The organism is Brotocaccenecus cirricatena, from assembly GCF_020687045.1.
GTDB classification, from domain to species: domain Bacteria; phylum Bacillota; class Clostridia; order Oscillospirales; family Oscillospiraceae; genus Vescimonas; species Vescimonas cirricatena.
The window spans coordinates 1-26,093 of sequence record NZ_JAJEPW010000027.1; the positions used below are offsets into that span (position 1 = coordinate 1).

Consider the following 26,093-nt stretch of genomic DNA (forward strand, 5'->3'; position numbering starts at 1 on the left):
CGCCGCCCGGCCCTGATCCGCGAGGTGGGGGCCCTGACGGCCCCGGTACAGCCAGATGGGGAGCAGGGCCGCCGTGGCCAGCAGCTCCACCGGCAGGGTGACGCCCCAGAGGGTCATATCGGCGCTGGGCAGCAGCCAGCCGTTGATCACCAGCATGGCCGCCAGCTCCGGAAGCCGCCCTATATGCCATTGGCGGCACAGGGCAAACACCAGCACCGTCAGCACCCCAGGGCCGAAATAGTCGGACTGCAGCGCCTCCCCCAGCAGATAGCCCGCCGCGCCGGCGCACAGTGCCGCCAGCGGCAGGGGGATCTGCATCCGCCGCAGGGCCTCCATGGCCCACAGGGCCGCCGCCGCGATGCAGAAGGTCCAAAGGACGTTCTGGTACCCGGGGTCTATCAATTGGCCGCCTATGGCCAGGTCGAAGGGGATCTCCGACAGCAGGCCGCACAGGGCCAGCCGCAGGAAATACCTCCGGCGGTCGTGGGTCCTGTACCATCCCTCGACCACCTGAAAGGCGAAGATGGGGAAAGCCAGCCGCCCCACGCACCGCATCCAGAGGGCCTGGGGGAAAAACAGATAGCCTATGTGGTCCGCCAGCATGGCAGCCATGGCCAGCAGCTTCAGGTCAAACGCGCTGAGGTCAAGCCGGTTTTTTCCCATGGCCTCTCCTCATACCCGCTTCCGGCGGCCCCGGGGAGCCGCGGCGGCCCGGGCCTGCTGGGCCAGGACGTATGCCTCCGGGTCGAAGGGCTCCGTGACGGAGTCCGCCCGCAGGTACAGGGGGTGGTGGGGATGCCCGGCCTTGGAGCGGCGGCCGCAGGTGACCCATTGGGCGCCGTATTCCCGGCCCAGCGCGATCATATCCTCCAGACAGGTCCAGAGGTAGTCCCGTTTTTCGATGATGGTGCCCCAGGCGGCCCACACCACCGGCCGGGGATTCAGGGACAGGGCATAGGCAAAGGCCCGCATGTTCTCCCGGTGCAGCTCCGGGTTGCAGGTCCTCTCCATGTCGTCCGGCGACGTGGCCCGCTGGGCGTAGACATTGAACATGATGAACGAGTCGAAGCCGTTGTTCCGGGCTACCCGCTCCACGCTTTGCAGGGTGGGGTCCAGGTCCCCGGGCCGGGCGGTGGAGGGGTTGATGCCGATGCAGATCAGGGGCTTTTTCCCCCGGGTGCCCAGGATATACCGGTACTCCGTGTATTGGTTGGGCACGAACAGCCATTGGGACACGTCATAATCCGGGCTGGGGCGCAGGGCGCGCTCCAGCTGGGTGTCGAAGCGGATATCCCCCAGGCGGCGGATATCCACGGTGGGAACGTGGGGCATGGCGAATCCTCATTTCTCCCCCCGCAGGGCGATGATCTGATCGCGCAGCAGGGCGGCGTATTCAAACTCCAGCATCTTGCTGGCCTCTTTCATTTCCTTCTCCAGGCGGCGGATGGTGGCCTCCCGCTCGGCATCCGTCAGTTTGCGGCGGCTGGCCTGCTGCTCCTGCTGGGCATCCTTGGAGATCTCCAGCACCTTGCGCACGTCCTTGCGGATGGTCTGGGGCACGATGCCGTGGGCCTTGTTATAGGCGTCCTGCTTCTCCCGGCGGCGCTGGGTCTCGTCCATGGCCGCCCGCATGGAGGGGGTGACGGTGTCGGCATACAGGATCACCAGGCCCTGGGCGTTCCGGGCGGCCCGGCCAATGGTCTGGATGAGGCTGGTCTCGCTGCGCAGGAAACCCTCCTTGTCGGCGTCCAGAATGGCCACCAGGCTCACCTCCGGCAGGTCCAGGCCCTCCCGCAGCAGGTTGATGCCCACCAGCACGTCAAATTCGCCCAGACGCAGGTCCCGGATGATCTCCATCCGCTGGATGGCGGCCACGTCGGAGTGCATATACCGCACCCGCAGGCCCAGGCCCTTCATGTGGTTCGTCAGGTCCTCGGCCATGCGCTTGGTCAGGGTGGTCACCAGGGTCCGCTCATTTCGGTCGATGCGCAGGCGGATCTCGTCCACCAGGTCGTCGATCTGCCCCTCCACGGGGCGCACCTCCACCCGGGGGTCCAGCAGGCCCGTGGGCCGGATCACCTGCTCGGCCACCTGGTCGGCGTGCTCACGCTCATAATCTCCCGGCGTGGCGGAGACAAACACCGCCTGGTGATACCGCTCCTCAAATTCCGGGAATTTCAGAGGCCGGTTGTCGAAGGCGCAGGGCAGGCGGAAGCCGTATTCCACCAGGCTCTCCTTCCGGGCCCGGTCGCCGTTGTACATGGCCCGGACCTGGGGCAGGGTCACATGGCTCTCGTCCACAAACAGCAGGAAGTCCTCCGGAAAATAGTCCAGCAGGGTGGTGGGCGGGGAGCCGGGCTCCCGGCCGGAGATCACCCGGGAATAGTTTTCGATGCCGGTACAGTAGCCCAGCTCCCGCATCATCTCCAGGTCATACCGGGTGCGCTGGTCAATGCGCTGGGCCTCGATGAGCTTGCCATGATCCTCAAACCACTTTTTCCGCTCCGCCAGCTCCTTTTCGATCTCCTCCGCCGCCCGCTCCATCTTGTCCTTGGTGGTGACGTAGTGGCTGGCGGGATAGATGGCCACATGCTGGAGCACCCGCTGGGCCTGACCGGTGACGGGGTTGATCTGGGAAATGCGGTCGATCTCGTCGCCGAAGAACTCCACCCGGATGGCGTAGCCGTTGGCATATACCGGATAGATCTCCACCGTGTCCCCCCGAACCCGGAACATATTCCGGTCAAAGGCGATGTCGTTGCGCTCATAGCGGATTTCCACCAGCTTGCGCAGCAGCTGGTCCCGGGGGTACTCCTTCCCCTGGCGCAGGGAGATCACCATGTTGGCATAGTCGATGGGGTCCCCCAGCCCGTAGATGCAGGACACCGACGACACCACGATGACGTCCCGCCGCTCAAACAGGGCGGCGGTAGCGCTGTGGCGCAGGCGCTCGATCTCGTCGTTGATGGCGGCGTCCTTTTCGATGAAAGTGTCCGTGTGGGGGATGTACGCCTCCGGCTGATAGTAGTCATAGTAGGACACGAAGTATTCCACGGCGTTTTCCGGGAAGAAGGCCCGGAACTCCTCGCACAGCTGGGCCGCCAGGGTCTTGTTGTGGGCCAGCACCAGGGTGGGCCGCTGGACCCGCTCGATGACCTTGGCCATGGTATAGGTCTTGCCGCTGCCGGTGACGCCCAGCAGCACCTGGTCCCGCAAGCCGTTTTCGATGCCGCTGGCCAGGGTGTCGATGGCCTGGGGCTGATCCCCGCTGGGGGTGTATTCCGATACCACCTTGAATTTTCCCATAAGCGCCTCCCGGATGCAGTATTCTGTCGTAGTACTCTATTGTAGCACCATTATTTTTATCTGTAAACAGATTTTTTCAAACAAATGTTCTGGATCTGGCCCAGGGCGGCAGGCATGTGTTGATAAGAGCAGCAGGGACGCGGCAGAATGGCCGCGTCCCCGCTATGCTGTTTCTCTATTCCGGCCGGTCACGCGGGCGATTGGGTGAAATTAGGTATCGCCGTACCCGGAAGTCCTTCTAAAAGTTGATAAAACGTTATAAATCCTGATATATCAATGGTTCCAAAGATTTGAAAAATTACAAAAATCTATATAACTCGATATAGATTTTTACGCGTTTGGTACAGAAATGGTACAGTAAATTTGCGTGGTTTTTGAGGAAAAATGAGCCCGCTGCAACGGGGTGAAAAAGGCCGGAGGACGTGCGTCCTCCGGCCTTCTTGTCTGGGCTGTGATGTCAGGCGAAACCGGTGAGTTTGGAGTATCAGACCATTTTCGTGAGGTCACGAAAATGATCGTACCGGGAAGCGGCTCGACCGGGAAATCAGGGACTATATGCAGGATTCCCGATTCCAGCGATTTGAAATCTCCCATCCGATGCACTGGCCAAAAAAGCGCCCTTTGCACTTTACGGAAACGAGAACGGCCACGCCGAACCGCACCAAGTTACTCGGAACCGCGCACGCCATGCACGGTTTACAGAAGCGCAGAAGGGTGAAATTCGTTTGCGTGGGAGGAAAAAACTTTGCGGTTTGGGAAGGGATTGAATCTGCACGAGATTTTCAGGGCCTTTCTTTCCTGCGCCAACCCCCATATTCCAACAGAAGGGCTTTCCGAAACGGACGCCCTTCTGCTTATTTCTTCTCATCTATAATCCCATACAACTTCATCAGCTCGATGCGCTCTTTTGCCAGCTTGATGGAGCCGGACGCGCTGTTGTCCGCGCCGGACTGCTTTTCTCCGGCGTAGTGGGCGATGCGCTGCACCCACGCCACGGGCAGCAGGTACGGGCGCTTTTTGAGGTACGGGTAGCGCCGCTCCAGATACGCCCGCTTGGGGAACACCGTGCGCAGGACACTGCTTTTCTCGCCGGTGCGGCTGGCCTTGACGGCGTTCAGCGTCACGGTGGACGAGTGCAGGCGGGTGTAGCTGTTGGAGCCGTACACGCCGCCGCAGAGGGCATCGTGCAGCAGCGGCTCCACGTCTACATCGCCGTCCCACAGCCCGGGCAGGTCAAAGTCGATGTCCAGATACGTCCGGGCGATCCGGAAGGCCGCGGCGGCGAAGGTCGCCGCGTGGACGCTGGCGCACTGGTCATGCAGGCGCTGCCAGTCGATCTGATCGTGGTACGCCTGCGCCCAGAGGCCGATGTCGCAGAACTGCCGCAGGCCGATGCCGCTGTACACAAAGTGCTTGTAGGCGTGCAGAATCAGGTACAGCAGGTGCTCATGGGGCGGCATAGTCAGGAAGCCGTCCACCTCCACGGGGGCGATGTCCACAAAGAAGTGATTCAGCTCGTCGTGGGCATCCTCAGCGGAATCGAACAGGTGGCGGTGCAGCTCGATGTAAAGCGGGCTGTCTTTTTTTGTGTAGGACACCTCGTCCGCCGCGGACAGCTCGTCGGCGGGCGTGTCGGTGGTCAGGCCGTTTGCAAGAAGCGCCTCATGGCAGGCGAAAAATTCGCCCTCCGGGATGAACAGGTCGTCGTCCGCGCTGATGCGGTGGTCCCGCAGGGGATAGAGCCTGCTGCAAAGCTGTCCCTTCACCACAACAGGGTGCAGCCCGGCGGCCCGGAGCCTGCGGTAGAGGTCGGTGAACTCCGCCGAGCGCACGGTCTGGTTCAGCACCTGCCCGATGACCTGCCGCTTGATGGCCGCGAACAGCGGGGCGTTCTCCCCGGCGGCAGGCGTCTTGCGGACGGTCTCGAAGAGGATGGGCAGCAGCTTCTGCTGGTTTGCCAGCGTGAATATGGCAGGCCAGTCCACGGCCTCCGTGGGCAGCTCCCCGCCGGAGACGGCAGTCTTGGCAATATGCAGAAATTGCGTTTCTGTGGCAGTCAGGGTCATGGTCGTGGGCCTTTCCTTGTGTTTTTCCATGGCGTGGGCCAGCAGCAGCGATGTTGCGCCGACGAACGTCCCCAGCGTGTTGCAGATCACGTCGTCCGTCTCCGCCATGCCGAGGGCGAAGCGGTACTGCGCGTACTCGATCCCCGCGCTGAGGATGCAGCCGGTCAGCGTCGTGAGGGAAATGCGGAGCCAGCGGTGCCACTTTCGCGGCAGGGCGTTGGACATCGTCAGCCCCAGCGGGAAGAAGAGAAAGACGTTCATCAGCATCTCCCGGTAAAGCTCCGGCTGCTGCCGCGCGGCCGCAAGCGCGGCGAAGGGGGTGAGGACGGCGGCGTAAGTCCCGGGCGTGCGGGAGAGGAGGGTGGCGTGGAGGATGATCGCTGCGGACACGCAGAACAGGATCACATTGACGGCGATTCTGACCTTTGCGCGGAGGCAGTTGCAGAGCACTGTCCATCCGGCAAACGCCAACAGCATCAGGAGGCACACCGTCCATGGATTCATCGCATAGATTTGGCGAAATATCATATTTATCGCGTCAGGCGGCGAATGACGCGGGCCAGAAGGCTTCTGTTCCAGCGTTCCTTCGCTGCCTCTTCCTTTGTCGGTTCGCAGCAGGCGGAAACCAGTTCCGCAAACGGTTTCTGTTCATATCCTGCCCAGAACTCATCGTACCGCGCCGGTTTCTGAATAGGCCGGAGCATAGCAGGATTCCATGTAAGCGCGCCCTCTGCGGCAGGACAGGTTTGCAGCCCATCCTTGCAGCGTTCCAGCAAAGCGCGGCCTTTCTCGCTGTGCAGCAAAACAAGGGATGTCCCCTGCGGATGGTAGGCTTCCGGCTGAATACCCTTGACGCCCCAGTAGTCCGCCAATGTGATATCGCTGCACCGCTCGATGCCCTTGAATTTACAATCAAAGCAGGAGCCGCGGGAATACAGACCTTTGATAAATCCACGCTGATACGGATTCTTGGCAGCGAGCTGTAAAAATTCTCTGCCGTTCTCAAATGCAGCATGGATATGATAGTTCTCCCATCCGGTTGCTTTCTTGCGGAATGAGAACGATTTCAATTTACTGCCGTTCTGCATTTCCAGCGCGGAGCGGTAATTTTTCCAGACCATAGGGGATGGTACACTGTGGCAGGCGGTATCCTGCGTGATCAGCGTCTCATACTCCCGGCCGAGGTAATTCTTTAGTCCGGCCACCTGACACGGCATTCCGCTGAAGTAGACCCAGCGTCCGGCGGTAAGCGCCGCCTTCACCTGCGCATAGATGCCTGACGGAATGCTGCTCTGCACATATTTGGAGCTGCAAAGCGCAGCAAGCTCCGCGGCGCTCTCTGCGGCAGTATGTGCCACGTCGAAGTTTTGATCGAACGCCGCGCCGAACACGATACCGCCACGGCGGATGATCTCGGAGGCCAGCACCGGGAAAATTGCACCGGAAGAGGATGCAGGCAGGAGCGCTTCGTCGTTTGCGTATCCGGTCAGGATCTCCGTGTGGGCCGATACCTGCGGCGGTGTGGAAACCGGGCACTTGCGGGCGCAAAGGCCGCAGTCGGTACACGCCGCGGCCTCAACTGCCGGATGGAGAAAGCCGTGTTCGTCCGGCTGCATCTGGATCGCGGCAGATGGACAAATGGCAGCGCAGCTGCCGCAGCCGGTGCAGATATCAGAAATTTGAGAGATGTTCATAAAGTTTCCCTTAAAGTATCTATTGCGGTCTTAATCTTTCTTATACAGCGCAGCGGAAAAACCATATATGGGAAGAAATATTGGCAATATTCAATTCTCTCGTTTATGGTAACTCCGGATAATTCTTTCAGGTTAGAATACGTTGCCTTTAATAACTGCTCATCTCGGGTGTCAATTGCAAGTTTTAACAATGATCTGTAGTAAGCAATATCAACTATCCTAATGTATCTTTCGCTTTCGTTTGGTGTCTTGATGATCTTTTCTATTAGGTAAATACGTATATCACGATATCCCGCCAAATTATCCGATAGAATTTTCTCAGTCTTCTTGATATCAGATGTTTTTGATAAAGAATCCTCCTGAATATTGTAAATCATTTGCGGCTCATCTATATAGCCGCACTTTTTCTTGTAGGTTAGCGGCATCAGGAACTGTAGATTCTGTCCAAAGCGAGACTGGTAGATTTCTCGATCCGGGTAAAAATCAAACAGTGCAGATGTCCTGACCATATAACTTCCTGCCCAGTTATTTGTTTCTCCTCCAACCAGCGCAGAAAAAACATCATCTATACGTTTCTCTTTTTCATCATATATAAAAAGGCTCTTTCCGCTTTTTCGATTATACCAGCCATTTGAGCGAACAACATCTATATCCGGATGCGATTTTAAAAAAGCAACCCTTGTAGAAACCGCAGATTCGAGCAATTCATCGTCGATATCTATCAGACACAAATATTCTCCCGTCACATGCTTCAATCCAGTATTAATCGCTCCCCCGGGACCTTTGTTCTCTTGAGAAACGTAAACGAGCTGTATTCCTGCGTTTCTGAATCTGTCATTCCATGCAAGTACGCGTTGTTCACTCTGATCAGTTGATCCATCATTCACGACAATAACTTCCATGTGAGCGTACTTTTGCTTGAGAATTGAATCAAAGCACCTATCGACGAACTTTTCTCCATTATAACACGGAACAATTATACTAGCTAAACTATCCATTGCTATCCTCTCTTCTTGAATGAAGCCTTGCCGCCGTCCCTCTAACTAGACGGATGGTCAAAGTCTTGATTGCGTCGAACTCTGTTGTCCTATAAAACAAGGCACAACTCAGTAAGATGGGAACACTTACTGACACTATCCCTCTAACAAGGAATAATAAGTATGCGTTTGAAAGGTGAATTTGTGCATTCAGCCAATAGGTAAGAGCGATGTATCCAATGCCAAGGAGCAGGTACACCATATATTTTCTAAAATACTTTTTTACAGGAGCATGGAATACCGTTCGATAGATTACAAATGGTCTGTACCAATCCGCAGTACATAGACTTCCAATAATAGTTCCAAGAAATACGCCTGCCACTCCAAATGGTTTCGCCAGCAAAATAGACGCGACTAAATTTACTATAGCGAATCCGAACGGAATCCACGTGTCCTCCAGATATTTTCCAGCAGCGCCCTTCATCGTAATAAGAGGGATTCTCAGACCCGTCAGATAATTATTTAAAACAATTACCGCAACCGTCCCCGCACTAAAAGTATAGTTTCTCCCTATCCAGATATCTCCAATAAACAGATTGTAAAGGCTCATAAAGCACGTAGCTTCTATGCTGTAAATTAAGAATGCGCAGAAAAAAACCGTATCAAATATTTCCAGTTTCTTCTCATCGTTTTCAACCGCAACAACATTTCCCATGCTTGCAGTTATTCCATTAAACAATGTGGCAATAAAGCCATTGATCATGTTCCGAATCAACAGATAATTTGAATAAATTCCTGTAGCCGCAAGGCTTACAAGTTTCGTAATAATCAGATTGTCAGTTGAATTTACCAAGTAGTCGCCAATTTTCGCAATAATCAGGCCAGAGACATTTCTCTTTATTTCTGCTGTTTTTTCACTCGGCAGCTTGTCCTTAGAAGAAAAATCAACTTCACTATATTTTCCGGTTATATAGATGTTTTGAAGTGCCATTAAAATAATTGAGCAAACAATTTGTACGCTCAGGTAAACCACATAATTACGAGTTAAGGCAAGCACAAGAATCTGCAAAACGGTTTGTGCCGTGTTAACCGCCATATTAATCGGAACAAGACGGAACGCTTGATTATCCGAAGATATGAGGGTTGTCTTATAGGCTAGGAAGTAACTGACAACCGTGTTGGCAAGAAAAGCAAAGTACGCGAAATCAGTTCCTGCTGGTTGTTGATCAACGGGGATGAAGAAATCCAAAAAGAAGAAAAGCAGAATTCCCGATATCAGCACAATCGTTCCAACTATTGAATACGCTTTTCTATATAAAGACATCAAGGAACTGACAACCTTATAGTCCTTTTCCGCCAGCGGCTTATAGAGACTAAAGCCAATTGCGGTGGCAATACCTAGCTCACTGATGGATAAAAAGCCCAGGACATTCCCAAGCAGCCCAGCCAATCCTAAGTAGTCCGTCCCTAATATATGAATAAAAACTGTTCTTGAGATAAAGCCTAGTATTGAGGCAAGAATTGTATTTCCAAAAGAAAACACAATATTTTTTGCAGAATTTTCCAGTCGTGACATATTTACCTCGTCGGTTTTCTGATAAGGATCTGTACTATTTTTTTATTGGTTCCTCCAGCGCTCTGCGCGCATCATCCGCGCGGGCAATGTACGCAGGAAGTGTTGTCCTCAAATGTGCCTGGATGCTTTCGCGCTTTTCATACAGCTTTATAAATGCCCGCGTCAGTTCATTGCTTTCCTTCAGCTGCTGCACCGGCAGGACGTAGCCTTCTTCCGTTCCAAACAGATCGCGGGCAATGCCGCGCGCCTTGACGGAGTAACCGACCACCAAAGTCGGAACGCCCGTAGAATATGCCGCTATGGTCGCATGGGTCCGCGCACCGATGAAAAAGCGGCAGCGCGAGATGATTCCCTTCAGTTTCATGCAGTTATGGTCCTCTATCATAACCACTCGTCCGGTCCTCTGATATTTCCGATAAAGCTCTCGCAAAGGAATTCTGTCATCACTGAAATCCCACACCACATGCGGAATTAACGCAACTCCCATATCCGTCTTTTCAAGGATGTATTCAATCAGTTTCTGGTAGTTCTCCATCGCCATACCAGTCAGGGACTCTTTCTCCATGATCATCGGGCTGAGATTGATGCCAACCATGTTGCCGTCGGAAAATCCATCCGGCAGTGCGGGTACGCAGCATTCCAGAGTAAATGCTGGATCTGCCACAAGTACAGTATGCGGATTGACACGCCGCAGAGCTTCATAAGAAATGCTCTCTCTCGCGGTAATCAAGCTATACCGCGCAAGATCCTCCGCAATAGGCGGCTCCTCCAGAAGGGATGGCTCAACCGAGCATCCCCACAGCACTGTTTTTGCACCGCGTTGAAGCAGCATATCGTGCATCATCGTATAGCGCTTCACATCGGCATAGCAGTAATTATCTCCGCCAATGGAAAGTGCAATATCTCCGGCGCGGATATGATCAAAAGCTTTTTTGTAATACAACTTGTCCAGCAGAACATAGTCATGCGTTATCTTGAGATGCAGGTAAGCCTTTGCAAAATCCAAGGTTAAGCGCGAATAAGGTTCCTGCTCCTGAATAATAGTACACAGCTGGTCGATACCATACTTTGCGTCTTCTTCGGGAACTTTTGATATCAAGGTGCAATTAGACCTATCTTTACATTGAAGAATACCTAATGTTGAACGAACAATCGCTTCACAGCCATGGTTTCCGCTTCCGCCGTGAGCATATAAAAAAACATTTTTCATTTCATTACCCAGCCTGATTCTCTAGTTATCTCAATCCAAAGGTAAACAGCAGATACAAAATTTTTTCTTTCCACGGAAATGCTTTGCAGAAAGCGATATCCGTCCAGTGCTTGCGGTACAAACGTCTAACCTCGTGTCTGAATTGCTGTCCCAACAGATCGTTGCGATCAAGTCCCAGCACATATTGATAGAGATGCGACATTGTGATATAAAAGCACATCGGATTCAGTTCCGTGTGCTGCACTATGTACTCCAGCAGGTCGGCAGTTGCAAAAATAATATCTTGAGACGGAGCTTTCTTCTGTTGAGCCATCGCGCTTCCGGCATTTTGGTAGTAGTGATATGCGGTTTTTGAAGTTGAGGTCACATTTTCTGCACGCGCAAAAGCATCGCGGACAAACAGGATGTCCTCATATGCTTTTAGCGGCGGGAATTTCAAGTCTGCTATGGTTTCGCGGCGAAACAGCTTTCCACATGGACCAGAGTTAATACCTTTTCTTGTCAGTAATAGATTCATCGCATCCGGTGCAGAAAAGCTTTGATTTCCCGCAGAAAAAACAGCCTGCTGTTTACCATCTCTTGTTTCAACAGAGATGTCGCAGACAGAAATATCTACACCGCGGCATGCCAAGAAAAGCTGCTCAAAATAATTCGGATCAATCCTGTCATCTGCGTCCAGAAAAGCGATGTATTCGCCCTTGGCTAGAGTCAATGCGTGGTTTCGAGCTGCGGATACTCCGGCATTCTGCTGGAAGACATAGCGGATTCTTACGTCCTCCTGTGCCGCCGCCTTACAGATATCAGCAGAAGAATCCGTGCTGCCATCATTGATCAATAATATCTCAAGATCACGCTCTGTCTGTTCAAGAAGTGATTGCAGCATCTCCGGCAGGTAGGGCGCAGCATTGTAAATGGGAATGATTACACTGATCATGTTTCACTCTCCATGAGTTGACGCTTCCGCCGGAACGATAATACAACCCCAATGGGGATCGCCGGAATCGTATACAGTAAGCGATTGCTTTTCCATATATACTCCGGATGTTTTCCCAGAATTGATAATGCGACATGCTGACAGGCTGCACTGAACCGTTGCTGTACACTCAAATCCGGGTATTTCAGCATATGGTTATACATCATTGCATAACCCATTGGGTTTTTCTTTACAAGGGATTTCCAGCCCTTGGTAAGTCCATCTTCCAAATAGTCACACACATATATGATATCTTTGTGCCAGCGAAGCTTATATCCGTTCAGTGCAATTTCATTTAATGCAATTTGCTCCGGAGCGAATTTTTCGCCGGGCCACTCGGCCATTGGAAACTGTCGGAACATCGAAGTCTTGTATGCTTCGCACATATCTGCATCGAGATCGTATTTGCTCCGTTCAAGATTCGTGGCATCTACATAACCGTGCTGATTGGTACGGGGCGGAGTCCCTTTCAGGTATCTTCCGTCTGGATATCCTCTGACCGCTCCTACTCCAATGAACTCAGGAGCTGTTTCGATCTCTTTACACCATACACGCATTTTTTCTATTGCATCAACGGTCAAGTGGTCATCAGAATCTACCATAAAGAAAAATTTTCCACTTGCTTTTGTGATGCCGAAATTTATGGCGCGGGGCTTCCCTCCGTTGGGAATCTGATAGCAGCGAATTACAAATCCGTTTTCGCGTTCTTTCCACCGCGCGATCAGCTCGCCCGTTTGATCACTGGAGCCATCATCGACAATGAGCCACTCGAAATCCTTGCAGGACTGCTCACAAAGTGAATGATAAAGCTGGGGCAATATGTATGCTCGATTAAATGTTGGAGTAAAAACCGTAAAATACGGCATATCACAGTCTCCTTTTCAGTCCTCGCAAAACATCATAGGTTCGCATCATCACGTTCGCCTGATTACCAAGATCATGGCGGACGCAAAAAAGAATACCCGATTTGAAAAAGCCCCCAGCCTTAGCGAGAACTTTGCTTTCCATTAGTAGGTCATGGACAGCTTTTACCCTTTCCGGTATCTCTTCTCGCACGCAATGAAAAATGCTAAAGAAAGCGTAGTTGGCCACCAAAGCGTCCACATTTTTTCGATTGTCTCCGTCATAGTATCCGGTGTCCTGAAGAAATTTTCTGTAGGATAGGTTGATTTTTAGCTGTGCAACGTAATCAATCTTCCCACTATCAATGATCGCCGATGAGTTATCTGCTTCCTGAAGGTAATAATACTTACAGGATGTTTCAAAATAAATGGTTTTGACTTTGGGATAAAGACGAAGATAGAACTCAAAGTCCTCCGCCAATCGAAGCCATTCTGAGAAGCGAACATCAGATAATAATTCTCGGGACATCATCTTCCCCCAACAGAAGCCGTAAATCCCAGTGGTCTTTTGCACCTCCGCAAAGTCTGGCAATAGCGCATCCATGCGCTGTAATCCCTGATAAGGTATTTTAGGCGCAACAGGTTGACGATTGTCTTTCCAGACCTTGAGCGGCCCCGCAATCACAATATCCGCATGACTTAAGGCAATATCTGTATATAGTCGCTGCAAATAATCCGGCTCAATGTGGTCATCTGCATCAACAAACGTGATGTATTTCCCGCTCGCTTTCTCAAGACCTATATTGCGTGCATGGGATACTCCTCCATTGGGAATATGCATCACACAAAAACGCTCATCCTTCGCGGCAAACTCATCGCAAATCTCGCCGGATGAGTCCGCTGAACCATCATCAACAATGATACATTCAAAGTCCTCAAAAGATTGATTAGATATATCGCCAAGTATCCTACTGATATACTTCTCCTTGTTGTAAACAGGAACAATAACACTAATCTCCATAAGTTACCTCAGTTATTGCCTGGTAATATGCCTGTACAGGCTTGGCGAGAAAGAAAACAGCATCATCCGAAGCCTAAACTTTATACCGGCTTTGCCGTCTCTGCGCAAGCTGGAGCACATTTGCCGGAATATTTGACGATACTTTTCCGGATGCGTAATCGTCACACCTGCTTTTCTCGCTCTCAGGCAGTATTCGATGTACATGTTGCAATATAGCTGTTCCGTCTCCTGACGAATGAACGCATCGCTCTTGAAGAGTTCTCTTCGTTCAGCCAGTGCGTCCAAGAAGAAAAACTTATTGGCAGAGAATGGTTTGTTGGTCAGAGAATCCCCGTTCTGCGCATATACATAGAATTGTTCTTCCATAACATACACTGAGACGTTCTTTGCCATAATTCTTCCGCTAAAGGCTTCATCCTCGTGGATTCTCCCCTCAAAGCGGGTTGTGTCAAGGAGTGCCCTGCGGTAGAGCTTGTTCCATGCGGCGACAACCGCACCGTTTTCATAGTTGCCCCTGTAAAGGAAGCGAGCAAACTCCAAAGAGGTTTTACGACCATAGATTGCCGGGTCTATATTCTGCTTTTTGACCACCTGTCTGCCATCGGAAAACTCATATTGCCACTGACACACACAGAGATCGACATTGTAATCCAGAAGTTTGGCCAACATCTTTTTATACATGTCCTCCAGAATATAGTCATCGCTGTCAACGAATGCAATATACTCTCCTTCTGCTGCATCTAAGCCTCTGTTGCGCGCGGTACTCAGCCCTTGATTCTCTTGATGAATTACTTTTATGCGCGCGTCCCGTGCAGCATACTGTTCGCAGATTTCACCGGAGTTATCAATACTTCCGTCATCAATACACAGAATCTCCAGATTCTGATACGTCTGCCCAATAATACTGTCCAGACACCTCCGCAAGTACTTTTCAACATTGTATACGGGAACTATTACCGTGATAAGAGGCTGTGCTTCCATTTCGTATTCCTCCTTTCAACAATCTAATGAATCCGTCTGAGCAGAGTGGTTATGCTTGAACAGTACCCAACCACCCTTCTCAACGCCACAGACCGGTACCGAATCGACCAATAAAGCAGTTTAAACTGAATCGGATATGGACTGACGTCAAAGTCCTTCATCATCCGTATCACACGGGGATGGTTCATGACCGCTCTGATCTTGTTGTTCTGTTCTTCCCGCGACAGCTTGGAATTTGCCATAATGTAATAAATCTCAGCCCGCGCCAGATAGAACATGTTGGACTTGATCTGCTGGGTGAAATCATAATCTGCGCATTTGGTGAAGAAATTTTCTGTCTCCTCGTTGATTTTTAGACTGCTGTCCCACCACCACGGCTGATAGGTTCTGGAGGCAGAGCCTTCCGTCATACGGTAGTGATAAAGCTGGTCTCCTTTCAAGTAGGCAAAGCTGTCCGCGCAATACAGCACCTCAGAGCCAAACGGTGCATCCTCACTGATACGGATATCCTCACGATATGACAGGCGATTTTTTACAATAACCTCCCGCCGAATGAGCAACGCCCAGTTTGAAATCGTAATGGGATACTCGATCCCATCCATGACCAGATGCGGATATATTATCTCTCGGATCTGGGCCTTATTATAGAAGCCCGCCGCTACATTGGGCTGAGTAAACGGAAACTGCTTTTCTCCCTGAAAGCGGACATAATCGCATAGTGTCACATCCGCATTGGTTTGCAGCATTTTTTCATACATATCCGGGGATATCCAGTCATCCGCGTCAACAAAGGCGACATATTCCCCGGATGCAGCACGAAGTCCCGCGTTCCGCGCAGACGCAGCCCGGCCATTGGGCTTGTGGATCACCTTCACCCGGTAATCCTGCACTGCGTACTGATCACAGAGCGCTGGGCTGCTGTCGGTAGAACCATCATCCACCAGAATCAGTTCAATATCAGAGAGTGTTTGGCACAGCACGCTCTCCACACACTCCTGCAAATATTTTTCGGCATTGTAAACCGGAACGATAATACTGACTTTCGGCATATGACTTATCTCGCCCTTTCTCTCCTGACATCAAGCCAGTTGATCACTTGCTGTATTGCTAGAGAGCAAACAGCATTGATTGCACCCACCGAGAAAAGCAACCAGAACTTTTCTGACAGGGGAATCCCTCTCATTTGGCTGTAAAACCTCAAAACACCAAGAAGCCAAGACCCACCCCACAGCAAAATAAAAGAACACTTTCTAACTATCAGCAAAAGTATTGCCACGGCAGCACAAATCAGTAATAATTCCGGCCTGCAAATGGACTGGACAAAGTGGTACACATTCTTTGTCAAATTGGAAAGAGTGTGCTTTTCCGAAATTGTCATATTCACTTTTGAATTGCCAATATCCTGCGTAGAAATTCCATGAAGGTTATCGACAGAGTCTCCCATGCTCATAGAGAGATACCATTCATTATCTTGCGTGATGACTCCATATATGCAATATAATCTGCTATCGCTATAAAGAATGCATGGGCGGTAGAACGCTTTCCAGAAATTCTCCTTCCGGACAATAGGCACTGGACTTTCCCAAGTGATTCCATCATGGCTTTCAGTATACAAAATGGTATTGCTTTTCCCTGAATCCTCTATAAATGCAAATCGATATGTATCGTCAAGTGAAACAGCTCCGTGCCAAATCTTTTCTATTCCATAATAGCCTCCGAAAGTGCATTTTTCGAACGGGGTCCATGTATCACCATCTGTGCTTTCCGAATAGGCCAATGCACCTTCTCTTCCTGAGGTAGATGGTTCAATTGCCCACAGTTTATACTTGCCTTCGCTATAAACAATACTCGGAGATAGGTAGCCCACCAAATCCCGCATAATTTCATATTCGCTCCAATGCACTCCATCTGAAGAAACTTTGCGGAACAAAAGCAGTGTTCCGCCGCTTTTAATGGTGGAATCGGTTCGTCCCAGATACCAGATTTCCATTCTGTTCAAATCATTGTTGTATACGATATGCGGATCCTTCAATTCATCGCAGGCCGTTTCTTCATTGAATGCAATGGGGTTGTACAATCCGTCCGGCGTTGTCCAGTGAATCATGTCATTCGATACTCCGATGCACGGATTTTCCTCTGCACCATCAGCGTTGGGATAAGGAGAATAAGACATCCAATATCTGTATCCATTCCACTCACGCTTCATATCAATAACTGCCGGGTGTGTGGGTTGGTTCTGTCCATCAATATACGTTTCAATATTTAATACAGCGCTACCTTCAGATTGCGAAAATGCTGGTGCAAAGTAATCTGTCAAAGTCAGTACACACCCCAAACATCCGAATGTCAAAAGTGCCAATAACAGAACCGTAAATGCTGTTGCTCTTTTCATCCTCTAATCGCCCTCTTCATTCTTCTGTATATCCTCCCAATTTTGACCTTAATCTGTTTATACCATGGCAACCAACTCATAGAGTACCAGTGTATGGAGTATGTATTCTCCGTTTTGGTCAGCTTCCCTGTCACGCTATCCAGCGGGTTGAAAAAGTCCGCCGGGTAGACATGGATACCGGCTACGGTTTGTTCCTGCCCATTTCGGACAAGGCCGAAGCGTTCCATAACATCTGTGTTCAGATGCGGGCAGCCAACCGCATTCGTTGTACCGTCTGCATTTGTGAAATGCAGCTTCCGATACTCCTCAATCATCGCCTGCACAACCGGATGATGCGGCACAGATGCAATGGTCAGCCCCGATGCGACAAATTGCTCATTTTCAAATCCGATAAAGCCCTCGTCATCCATCAGCGGCGCGATATCCCGCACGGCCTCTACGTCAGTGTCAAAATACACACCGCCGTACTGCTCCAGCACCAGAAGCCGCATGACGTCTGACACAAACGCGTACTTCTTGGCAGCATACGCCTCAGCCATGAAGGGCATGGCAAGATAATCGCAGTTGTCCTCGTTCCACTCGCGGATCTCGAAATCCGGGCAGAATTTGCGCCAGCTGGCAATGCATTTTTTCGCCAGCTCCGGCTTTTCGCCCCGGCCGAACCAGCAGTAGTGGATGATCTTCGGGATCATGGGTCAGTCCTCCATCAGCGCGTAAATTTTCTCAACCTCCGCGCTGTTCATATAGTCTCGCTTGACACAGTTTTCTGAAAGCTGCTGCATCCGCGCCGGGTCACGCAGCAGAGCCGCGATACCGGCAGCGCAGCCTGCGTTGTCCATCGGGACGATCACACCGTCCACGCCGTCCTCCAACTGGCTGGCGGAGGTGGCATAGTTTGTGATGACCACAGGCTTGCCGAGAAGCTGCGCCTCCCGCACAGTGACGGCCTTGCCCTCGTAGCGGGAAGGCTGCACATACAGGTCGCAGGCCCGCATATAGGGATAGGGGTTGTCCTTCTTGCCGAGAATAATGACGCGCTCCTGCATCCCGGCCTCGGCGATCCTCTGCCGGATCAGCGGCTCCTCTCCGCCGTAACCAATGAGATACCATTTGACATCCAGAGCGTTCTCCATCAGGCGGCGGCAGATATCCGGCACGTTGTCAAAGTTTTTTGCGTCACAGAAACGGCCAACAGAAAGAATCTTAACCGCGCCATCGGAGGGCATATCAGTCTGCGGCCGCTCTGCCTGCTTAGCGGTCAATTCCTTCGGCAGGATGTTTTCGGTGGTCTGAACCTTGTCCGAAAGCTCCGGAAAGACCGTCTGAAAGCTCCGGGAAGCCTGCTCCGACACGCCGCAAATCGCGTCGTATCCGCTCCACATGGCAAGCTCCGCCGACCGATCAAACGACAGGGCAGTATAATCCGTATGAATCCACGCCGCATATTTTTTTGCCTTGACCCGCTCCCGCGCGAAATAATGCGGCGTCAGAAAGCTGATCGCAAGGTCATAGGTCTTATCGGAAATCTGCGGCATGGCAGATAGCGTGTACTTGTGGCTGTAGGTCAGCGCGGTAACAGAGGGCCTGCCGCCGGGATGCCGCTTGTCGAAGCGCTTGGCTGCAAGCTTCCCTTTCAGCCGCCCGCAGAGAACGCCGATCTGGCCGCTTTTGAGCAGCGATGCCATGGGGACCGCCAGCGATGCATATTGCGGAATTTCCGGAAGAAGATTCGCCTTCGGATTCAGGTACGGCATCAATTCGCCGCTGTGCCGCATCAGAAAAAGGTCCACGTCATAGTGGTCATAGTCGATGGAGTCCAGCAGTCCCAGCAAACTGCGCTCCACTCCGCCAAGTTCCATGGCTTGGGAGAAGATGAGAAGGGTGTGTTTCATCCCGCCTTTCTCCTGATATACCCCGTCAGCGCCCATCCTGCCGGTGTACACAGCACTGTTAGCAGCTTGCGGGGGGATTCCTTGATGTAGTGCCGGTTTCCGGCGAGCTGGCTGCTGGAGCAGTAGTGGATGCAGTCCATAACCAGCCGCTTGAAGGACTCCGGGTACTGCATCTTGACCGTCCGCCAGAAGGCAAACCCCTTCGGATTTTTCAGGTACTGCCGGAACATATTATTGCTGGAGCCGTCCGGCTGATACTCCACGTTGCACAGGATATCGTCCAGCACAGCCAGCTTATAATTCTGATCGATCAGGAGATATTTGTAAGACAAGCTGACATACTTCTCACCCTCGAACACAGGGTACTCCGGGTAAGCGTTGATCACATCCGTGCGGTAGACCAGCTTTTTGTCGCCCGCCCCCCCGGCAGCGTAGTAACCGGAAATGGTTGTCTCCGTCATATTGACCGGAAAGCCTTTTCCAATAACATTCCCGGTGAAATCAGCGTCAAGCCCGACAAGACCGGCATAGCCCTTATCTTTGACCTCCGCCCATTTGCTCAGGATCTTCTCCACCGCGCCGTCTGCCAGCATATCGTCCGAGTCAATGCAGGTGTTCAGTTCGGTATGAATATTGGCGTAGGCAGCATTGTGAGCTGTATGCATACCGCCATTTTCCTTGTAGATGTACTGAATCTCAAACCCGTTATCGCGGCTCTGCCACTGCTGCACCAACGCGGCTGTGTTATCCGTGGAACCATCGTCCACAATGAGCCAGATGAAGGCCTTGCAGCTTTGGCGGCAAAGGCTCTCATAGGTGCGCGGCAGCGTATGGGCGCGATTGTAGGCGGGGGTAAAAATCGTAAGGATAGTAGTCACGTTATCCATGTTTTTTCGCTGCGTCCTCATAAAAATGTTGTAGCCATAATGTAGTGGTTCTGATATCATAGCCAGCCTGTTGAATTTCTGCCGTTGTATCTAGGTGAGGTTCATTTTTGCGAGAAAGAATCCATTTAGCCCACGCCAAGGCTCCATCTCTAAGCGGACGTTGCTGTATCAATTTTGTTAGTATCGCTTCTTGAGATACCGAATCAGAAACACAGCACGGAAGGCCTGACGCTTGCGCTTCAATCAAGACAATGCCCAATCCTTCATACAATGACGGAAAGGCAAAAACATCCATAGCTTGATAGAACTCCTGCACATTGGTTTGAACACCGGCGAATATCACGTTTTGAGTCAGGTTATGCTCGAAAACCATATTCTCAATTTTACTGCGGAGTTCTCCATCTCCAACCAGCAACAACACAGCATTTGGAAAGTCTCGAACGATTTGTTCAAACACCTCAATCAAAAAGCGGTGATTTTTTTGCTCTGCAAATCTTCCAATATGGCCTATTACAAATGCATCTTTGTCAATAGCATATTTTTTGCGGATATATTCTCTATTTGATGCCGAAATGAAAAACTGCTGCAAGTCAATGGCGTTTTTTAGCACCTGGCACAATTGATGATTCTCTGAAATCTTTCTCCCGAAGCGGTCGCGCGCGGCCTCTGCTGAACAGGCAAAAAAGTGGTCTGCGACAAATCGCGTTGGAAAGGAATAAACAGCATAGGCAACTTGTTGCAATGACCTATTCGCATTTGTATTGTGGCTATGCGCGATGGTATATACCCCATATTTCTTCGCAATCGCCAGATAAATCGCAGCCGTACTCCCTAAATGCCCATGCACAATAGGATATTCTTTTGAATGCGCTTGGAAAAACTCATTCCACCACTTGACATAGGTAAAGTGATTTTTCCCATTGTAATGCGGGCACCGATAAATTCTTCCGCCAAGGCTGATAATTTCCTCATCGAATATAGCCGGTTCGCTGCTGTTTTCCACAAAGTCAAACTGCACCTTACTGCGGTCAATATGACGGTAGAGATTCATAATCATTGTCTCCGCTCCACCGCGATTCATAATACCGATAACATGCAGCACTCGGATCGGTTTATCCATACCTTTGCCTCTTATCCTTGCATAAGCTCCTCATAATTGTGTTCGAAATCAATCAAGATCGGATGATGCTTCCATACCCGCTCTTCCTCCGGCGGAAGCTGCATATAATCGCCATACTCTATACGCAGCATCGTATCTGGATCCGCAGCACACATATATTGTTTTCCGTTAAACTCCATCGCTTTCAGGTTTTCAAACAAATTTGCAGGATAAAGTTTGCGGCTGCACCCGATGGTGTTTGGAAATACATATTGCAGGGTCGCATTGCCGTTCCATCTGCGAATTGATTTTTCAGCACGTTCGCGTCTTGTGGCGTATTTTTTCTTTGGCGCCCTGAGTAAGATATTTTCGACTTTTCCAATCAATCCGCCGGAACCACTTGTATGCCCTCGGCTGTACAGCAGGTTCACAGCGCAGGCAATGTACTGAACGGTTTTCCCCAACTTGCTGGGGGCAACTCGATCGCCGGGAAAAATATCAACGAATATCCCTTTGTGATAGTGCTTTTCCCGCTCAGATTCGCCCTGCAAAAACGTTGTATGATCCTTCCTGATTTTGGTGAAATTTTGTGTGAAATCTGGATCTGTTCGTGTGTTTTGCAGAATATACCCCTTTGGTGCGGCTTCATTCCAGATGGCAAGAAGCTTTTCATAGTCCTCCCGCGGCATCATCAAGTCAATATCATCGTCCCACGGGATAAAGCCCTTATGCCGCACAGCGCCAATCAACGTACCATACGCCAGAGAATACCGCAGCCCATACTCCGTACAGACCTGATGGATCACATCCAATATCTCCTGCTCGGTTGCCCAAATCTGCCGCTGGAGCTGATCTGGTATTTGCTTCATGCCTGTGTGTCCTTTCTCTCCTGTAAGTAGCCGGACGCATCCCTGAAGAAGCTCGCTACGATAATGAGGATGATAATTCCAATGGGAAATGCCGCGATGATTGATACAGATTGCAGACTGTGCATGGAATTCTCAGAGAATATCAACGCTATAGGCAGAAGAATGAATACCACAGCCCAGAAGGTGCGGACTCTTTTATCCGGCTCTTGCTCCGGCTTCAACCTCTTGTACGAATAGCTCGAAACAACCATTGTCAGCGCATCAAACGTGGTGGAGTAGAAGGCAATCATTGTAACCGCCAGCAGAATCAGGCCGACCTCCGTTAGCGGAAGCGTATCAAAGATCTTCATAATTGCCTCGGAATAGTCCCCGCCCGCTGCGACAAAGCCCGTAATATCAAGGCCGTGTTTAAGCTGCTGCGCAAGGCCGTAATTTCCAAGGATAATGAACGAGGTAAACGTCCCTGCAAGCCCCCAGCCGTAGCCGCCGAGAATGGTATTGCGGATCGTGCGTCCCTTGCTGATCACGCCCGGTGTCGCAACGCACCAGACCATCCAATATGCCCAGTAATAGATCGTCCAATTTTGCGGGAAACTCGTTTCCCGCAACGGATCCATCCATGTTGACAGGCCGATAAAATTCTGGACAAGATTGCCTATGGCAGAAAAACCTGTTTCAAGAATATACCGGGTTTCACCGCCTCCAAACAGAACGTATGCAAGCAGTGCAAAAAAGCAATAACTGCAAATGGCGGCGAGCTTCGCGATTCCTTTCATGCCGAACCAGACCGTAAAGGTGTAGACTGCCGCGATCATCAAAAGGATTGCTATCGTTAACCCGATGCTGTCCTGCAGGCCAAACACATGGCTGATTGCTCTGGAAAGCAGCGGCGTTGCGAGAGAAAACGTCGTCGCTGTGCCCGCAATCAGCGCAAAAATCGCAGTCAGGTCGATCACACGCCCCAAAACTCCATCTACCCGGCTTCCCAGCAGGGGGCGGCAGGCTTCAGAGAATTTCTGCTTATCACGGCCGCGGATATGGATCATAAAGCCGAATGCAACCGCGAGCACGATATAAAAGCCCCACGCGATAGGTCCCCAGTGGAAAAGCGGGTAAGTGGACGCCCATTTCTGCATGCCGCCCATCATTTCCACCTGCGATTCATTGGCATACAGCGCCCACTCGCACAGCGAATAAAACAGAATATCCGCAGCCATGGTGGATGTAAAAATCATAGTGCCCCACTGAAAAGAGCGATATTGCGGCTTCTCACAGTCGCCAAGCTTGATCTTGCCGAATTTGGAAAAGGCTATGTAAAGCGTACAGCCTACGATGCCAACGCCGAGCAGTGCATAGTAGAGGCCAAAGTCATCCCCCAGAAAGCCGCGCACCACGCTAAGGACGAGCTTGGAGCCTTCCGGAAAAATCATAAACAGCGCACATACCGTCAGTACGATTGCCAGCGGCACCAGCATAGATACCCAGTCAAGCTCTTTTTTCAGTGTGTTTTTCTTCATATCTCAATTAACCCTTCCTCTATATGATGAATCCGCCTCGCAAAGCTCTGTGAAGCTGTCAATTTCGCGCAGATCTTCCGCTGAAATGGGGTAAACGCCGAACTGGTACTCATCAGGGTGGCAAAACATTGCAACATCATCCCAGTAAATGCTCCGATTTTCGTTTTGCACAAATTCCAGTTCCAAGTGCTTTCTGAGTCGCTGCCCATCTTCTGCTGTCCAGCGTGACACACTGAAGAGCTGCCAGCCGTGATTGCCGCCTGTGTGGCTGCATTTTGTCACGATCCCATTTTTAACCGTCAACAGCCATTCGTTTGTAGCTCTGTCTGTCCAGGCGCAGCTATACCCGGAGCGGGTAAATTCCCGGTGAAGGATCGCCGGGTTGCGGATGATCTGATCGCCGTCCAAAATAATCGCGTTGTTCAGGTATTCACGCGCGACATAGAGGGACGCGATGTTATTGCACTCCGCGTACCATGGATTTTCTATCAGCGTAATGCCGTTGTACTTCTTCGCCCATTCATAGAATTGCTCTTTTAGGTATCCGACCACGACATAAATCTCGTGGATTTCATTCTCGTGAAGCGCCGCGATGATCGTATCGATCATGCACACGCCATTTACTGTGACCAACGGTTTGGGAGTCGTCAGGGTCACAGGGCGCAGCCGCTGGCCGATGCCCGCAGCCATAATGATTGCACGTTCTACAATATGTTCAAACATAATCTCTGCCAAATGCCTCTCTGTATTCCTTGAAAAAGATTTTGGTATACTCTCTCGCGTAATCATACTGTCGCTGTGCATAAGCGCCGAACTCCACACCGCAATGACGCTTGAACTCGCACCAGTTGCTCCACACAAGGCCACTGACAGCAATATAGCAATATATCTTCAGGCGGGTGGCTTTATCGCAGCCATCAGAGAAATACAGGTCTATCAGTTTCTCAGCTGAGTCTCTATCGTACATTGCATAGATAATAAACATTGCGACGTCCAAGTGCGGGTCCTGCATACCAGCATACTCCCAGTCGGTGAGCTTAATCTCCTCGCTTCCATCCTTTCCGGTCACAAACAGGGAGTTATCCGGAACAGCATCGATATGACAGAGCTGGATGCTCTTTGGCTGTGCGTCAATATAGCTTTTCAAGCTAAGGACAGTCTGCTTCGTTTTATCATAATCCGCGTAAACGGAAGGCGCACCATTCCAAAGGCTCTCATAGAAAGCGAGACGTTCCCAAAGATCGAAGCTATGAGAAACGTGCAGCTTCTGCGCATGGAATCTTTTTAATGCTGATAAACAACGCTCAACTTCTTCCCAGTTACTGCTGTCACAGACGTGGGCATCCGTTAAATAGGCCGCAATTTTAATTCCTGTTTTTGGATCAAAATAATAAACGTCCTCGCTGATTCCCAGAGATGAAATTGCATTATATACCGCGTGCTCTTGTTTGCGGTTAATCAGGCGATCCGTGCCCTCTCCCGGAATGCGGATAATATATCGCTTATCGTCCATGCAGAACGAATAGGAACGGTTGGTCATTCCGCTTTTCATTGCCCGGAGACTCTTAACCTTCTCAGCGCGGCAAAACCCACAGGATTCAATTATTTGAGGAACATCCGAGACCATCATAACCCTAACCTCCAAAAAGACTTGTGATAAACTGCCACAGTGTGATAGATGAGTATCCGCTGCCAAATCCTTTCGATACGCCAAATTCGTACAGAAAATAGATGAAATACAGCACAGCTGCGCAAGCTGTAACATATTGCGCGGAACGCTTGGTGAACAGCTTCTTTATCATCCACGGAAGCGTGATCGCCGTGGCAATCTCAAAATATGCTGCCATTCGCGCAAACAGATTTGCCGCCTGAACCAGGCCGATCATCAAAATAAATGCGCTGATGAGGCTCATGTTAGCAAACAGATTTTCCGCCCTTGTTGAGTTTGAAAAAAGCCTCTTACGAAACACTAATGTGAGCAACGCAGGCACCCAGTAAACAGCAACGCGCAGAACGTTGATGGCGTTATTATCAAACACCTCGATCTCTGCCACCAATGCTCCCATAGACTGCGCATATTCCATAAACGCACCAAGGGTTGCATCGTAAGTCGCCATTGCAAAAAGGGCAGCTCCGAAAAATGCAATGGTAACTTTCCCCCACGGCTTTCCAAAAAGCAGCGGCACAATTGCAAACATGAATGCATGGGTATGAAACAGGACCGCGACAAACACCAGCAGGTAAAATCTCACATATTTCTTGTCTATTGCATACGGCAATGCCAAAAGCAGGAAAAACATTGCAAAGCATTGCTTTAGTGCCGCAATATACATGACATATGTACCGATAGAGAAAAAAACAAGCAGTGAAAGCGCAGGGCTGACAGAGTATTTCTTACAAAGCTTAACAACCGCAAAACTGCTGAGGAATGCTGGGAAAAAGAAGTAAATATGATAGTTAGTCGTGATATCGCGCATAGCATCACGATACAATTCCGAAAGAGGATTACCCGTCCAGTCCAAAAGGCCGTTTCTCGCAAAATAGTCTGCGACAGACTCTGAGTCCATAAAGTGGGCGATATATGTTCCCGTATCGTTATAGCTTGTCCGTAGGAACGAAAAGCATGTCATCCACACGATCGCAGCGATCATAAACACGTCCGCCTTGCGCAGCATGAAGTGGCAACGCCCAGTCTGGGGGCCCTCCAACTGCATGGACGTGGGATAATAAACCTGAGACAGATACATCAGAAAGACGCAGCCCCAATAGAGCAAAATCAGCTGCCGCATGC

Annotated in this window: 23 protein-coding genes; all 23 read right to left on the reverse strand. The window is 50.8% G+C overall.

Annotated elements, in window-relative coordinates; all coding sequences use genetic code 11:
• Window positions 1-663 (reverse strand): TraX family protein (locus LKD37_RS09810; protein ID WP_302929042.1); only part of this gene is annotated, 663 nt, incomplete at its 3' end.
• 9 nt (window positions 664-672) lie between these two features.
• Complete coding sequence (locus tag LKD37_RS09815) at window positions 673-1,332, reverse strand: DUF1643 domain-containing protein (RefSeq protein ID WP_302929043.1); 660 nt, start codon at window positions 1,330-1,332, stop codon at window positions 673-675.
• Between the two features lie 9 nt (window positions 1,333-1,341).
• Entirely contained in the window at window positions 1,342-3,306 is a 1,965-nt protein-coding gene (gene uvrB / locus LKD37_RS09820) for an excinuclease ABC subunit UvrB (RefSeq protein ID WP_302929044.1), read from the reverse strand.
• A gap of 854 nt (window positions 3,307-4,160) precedes the next feature.
• Window positions 4,161-5,876 (reverse strand): nucleotidyltransferase family protein, encoded by a 1,716-nt coding sequence (locus LKD37_RS09825; RefSeq protein WP_302929045.1) that lies wholly within the window; start codon window positions 5,874-5,876, stop codon window positions 4,161-4,163.
• A 26-nt stretch (window positions 5,877-5,902) separates the two neighbouring features.
• Window positions 5,903-7,066 carry a Coenzyme F420 hydrogenase/dehydrogenase, beta subunit C-terminal domain gene (locus tag LKD37_RS09830; RefSeq protein ID WP_302929046.1) on the reverse strand — a complete coding sequence of 388 codons (1,164 nt, stop codon included), beginning with the start codon at window positions 7,064-7,066 and terminating at the stop codon, window positions 5,903-5,905.
• Complete coding sequence (locus tag LKD37_RS09835) at window positions 7,063-8,064, reverse strand: glycosyltransferase family A protein (protein ID WP_302929047.1); 1,002 nt, start codon at window positions 8,062-8,064, stop codon at window positions 7,063-7,065. The genes LKD37_RS09830 and LKD37_RS09835 overlap by 4 nt, the downstream gene beginning before the upstream one ends.
• Complete coding sequence (locus LKD37_RS09840; RefSeq protein WP_302929048.1) at window positions 8,057-9,619, reverse strand: polysaccharide biosynthesis protein; 1,563 nt, start codon at window positions 9,617-9,619, stop codon at window positions 8,057-8,059. The genes LKD37_RS09835 and LKD37_RS09840 overlap by 8 nt, the downstream gene beginning before the upstream one ends.
• Before the next feature lie 34 nt (window positions 9,620-9,653).
• The gene (locus LKD37_RS09845; RefSeq protein ID WP_302929049.1) at window positions 9,654-10,829 is read right to left on the reverse strand and encodes a polysaccharide pyruvyl transferase family protein; all 1,176 of its coding nucleotides are present in this window, start codon (window positions 10,827-10,829) and stop codon (window positions 9,654-9,656) included.
• Window positions 10,830-10,854: 25 nt separating this feature from the next.
• The gene (locus LKD37_RS09850) at window positions 10,855-11,763 is read right to left on the reverse strand and encodes a glycosyltransferase family 2 protein (RefSeq protein ID WP_302929050.1); all 909 of its coding nucleotides are present in this window, start codon (window positions 11,761-11,763) and stop codon (window positions 10,855-10,857) included.
• Window positions 11,760-12,668 (reverse strand): glycosyltransferase family 2 protein, encoded by a 909-nt coding sequence (locus LKD37_RS09855; RefSeq protein ID WP_302929051.1) that lies wholly within the window; start codon window positions 12,666-12,668, stop codon window positions 11,760-11,762. The genes LKD37_RS09850 and LKD37_RS09855 overlap by 4 nt, the downstream gene beginning before the upstream one ends.
• A 1-nt stretch (window position 12,669) precedes the next feature.
• Window positions 12,670-13,665 carry a glycosyltransferase family 2 protein gene (locus LKD37_RS09860; RefSeq protein WP_302929052.1) on the reverse strand — a complete coding sequence of 332 codons (996 nt, stop codon included), beginning with the start codon at window positions 13,663-13,665 and terminating at the stop codon, window positions 12,670-12,672.
• A gap of 12 nt (window positions 13,666-13,677) precedes the next feature.
• The gene (locus LKD37_RS09865; RefSeq protein WP_302929053.1) at window positions 13,678-14,646 is read right to left on the reverse strand and encodes a glycosyltransferase family 2 protein; all 969 of its coding nucleotides are present in this window, start codon (window positions 14,644-14,646) and stop codon (window positions 13,678-13,680) included.
• Between the two features lie 23 nt (window positions 14,647-14,669).
• On the reverse strand, window positions 14,670-15,695 hold the full coding sequence (locus LKD37_RS09870; RefSeq protein ID WP_302929054.1) for a glycosyltransferase family 2 protein: 1,026 nt from the start codon (window positions 15,693-15,695) through the stop codon (window positions 14,670-14,672).
• Window positions 15,696-15,700: 5 nt separating this feature from the next.
• Complete coding sequence (locus tag LKD37_RS09875; RefSeq protein ID WP_302929055.1) at window positions 15,701-17,038, reverse strand: hypothetical protein; 1,338 nt, start codon at window positions 17,036-17,038, stop codon at window positions 15,701-15,703.
• Entirely contained in the window at window positions 17,035-17,730 is a 696-nt protein-coding gene (locus LKD37_RS09880) for a glycosyltransferase (protein WP_302929056.1), read from the reverse strand. Before LKD37_RS09880 ends, LKD37_RS09875 begins: the two co-directional genes overlap by 4 nt.
• 3 nt (window positions 17,731-17,733) lie before the next feature.
• The gene (locus tag LKD37_RS09885; protein ID WP_302929057.1) at window positions 17,734-18,930 is read right to left on the reverse strand and encodes a glycosyltransferase; all 1,197 of its coding nucleotides are present in this window, start codon (window positions 18,928-18,930) and stop codon (window positions 17,734-17,736) included.
• A complete protein-coding gene (locus LKD37_RS09890) occupies window positions 18,927-19,817 on the reverse strand; it encodes a glycosyltransferase family 2 protein (protein ID WP_302929058.1) in 891 nt (296 codons plus the stop codon). Before LKD37_RS09890 ends, LKD37_RS09885 begins: the two co-directional genes overlap by 4 nt.
• Window positions 19,810-20,937: a glycosyltransferase family 1 protein gene (locus LKD37_RS09895; RefSeq protein WP_302929059.1), complete on the reverse strand. Its 1,128-nt coding sequence runs from the start codon at window positions 20,935-20,937 to the stop codon at window positions 19,810-19,812. The genes LKD37_RS09890 and LKD37_RS09895 overlap by 8 nt, the downstream gene beginning before the upstream one ends.
• 11 nt (window positions 20,938-20,948) lie before the next feature.
• Complete coding sequence (locus LKD37_RS09900) at window positions 20,949-21,785, reverse strand: LicD family protein (RefSeq protein WP_302929060.1); 837 nt, start codon at window positions 21,783-21,785, stop codon at window positions 20,949-20,951.
• Entirely contained in the window at window positions 21,782-23,302 is a 1,521-nt protein-coding gene (locus tag LKD37_RS09905) for a BCCT family transporter (RefSeq protein WP_302929061.1), read from the reverse strand. The genes LKD37_RS09900 and LKD37_RS09905 overlap by 4 nt, the downstream gene beginning before the upstream one ends.
• A 3-nt stretch (window positions 23,303-23,305) precedes the next feature.
• Complete coding sequence (locus LKD37_RS09910) at window positions 23,306-24,037, reverse strand: sugar phosphate nucleotidyltransferase (protein ID WP_306414450.1); 732 nt, start codon at window positions 24,035-24,037, stop codon at window positions 23,306-23,308.
• On the reverse strand, window positions 24,018-24,932 hold the full coding sequence (locus LKD37_RS09915) for a choline/ethanolamine kinase family protein (RefSeq protein WP_302929062.1): 915 nt from the start codon (window positions 24,930-24,932) through the stop codon (window positions 24,018-24,020). Before LKD37_RS09915 ends, LKD37_RS09910 begins: the two co-directional genes overlap by 20 nt.
• A gap of 4 nt (window positions 24,933-24,936) precedes the next feature.
• Window positions 24,937-26,091 (reverse strand): EpsG family protein, encoded by a 1,155-nt coding sequence (locus tag LKD37_RS09920; RefSeq protein WP_302929063.1) that lies wholly within the window; start codon window positions 26,089-26,091, stop codon window positions 24,937-24,939.
• Between the last annotated feature and the right edge of the window lie 2 nt (window positions 26,092-26,093).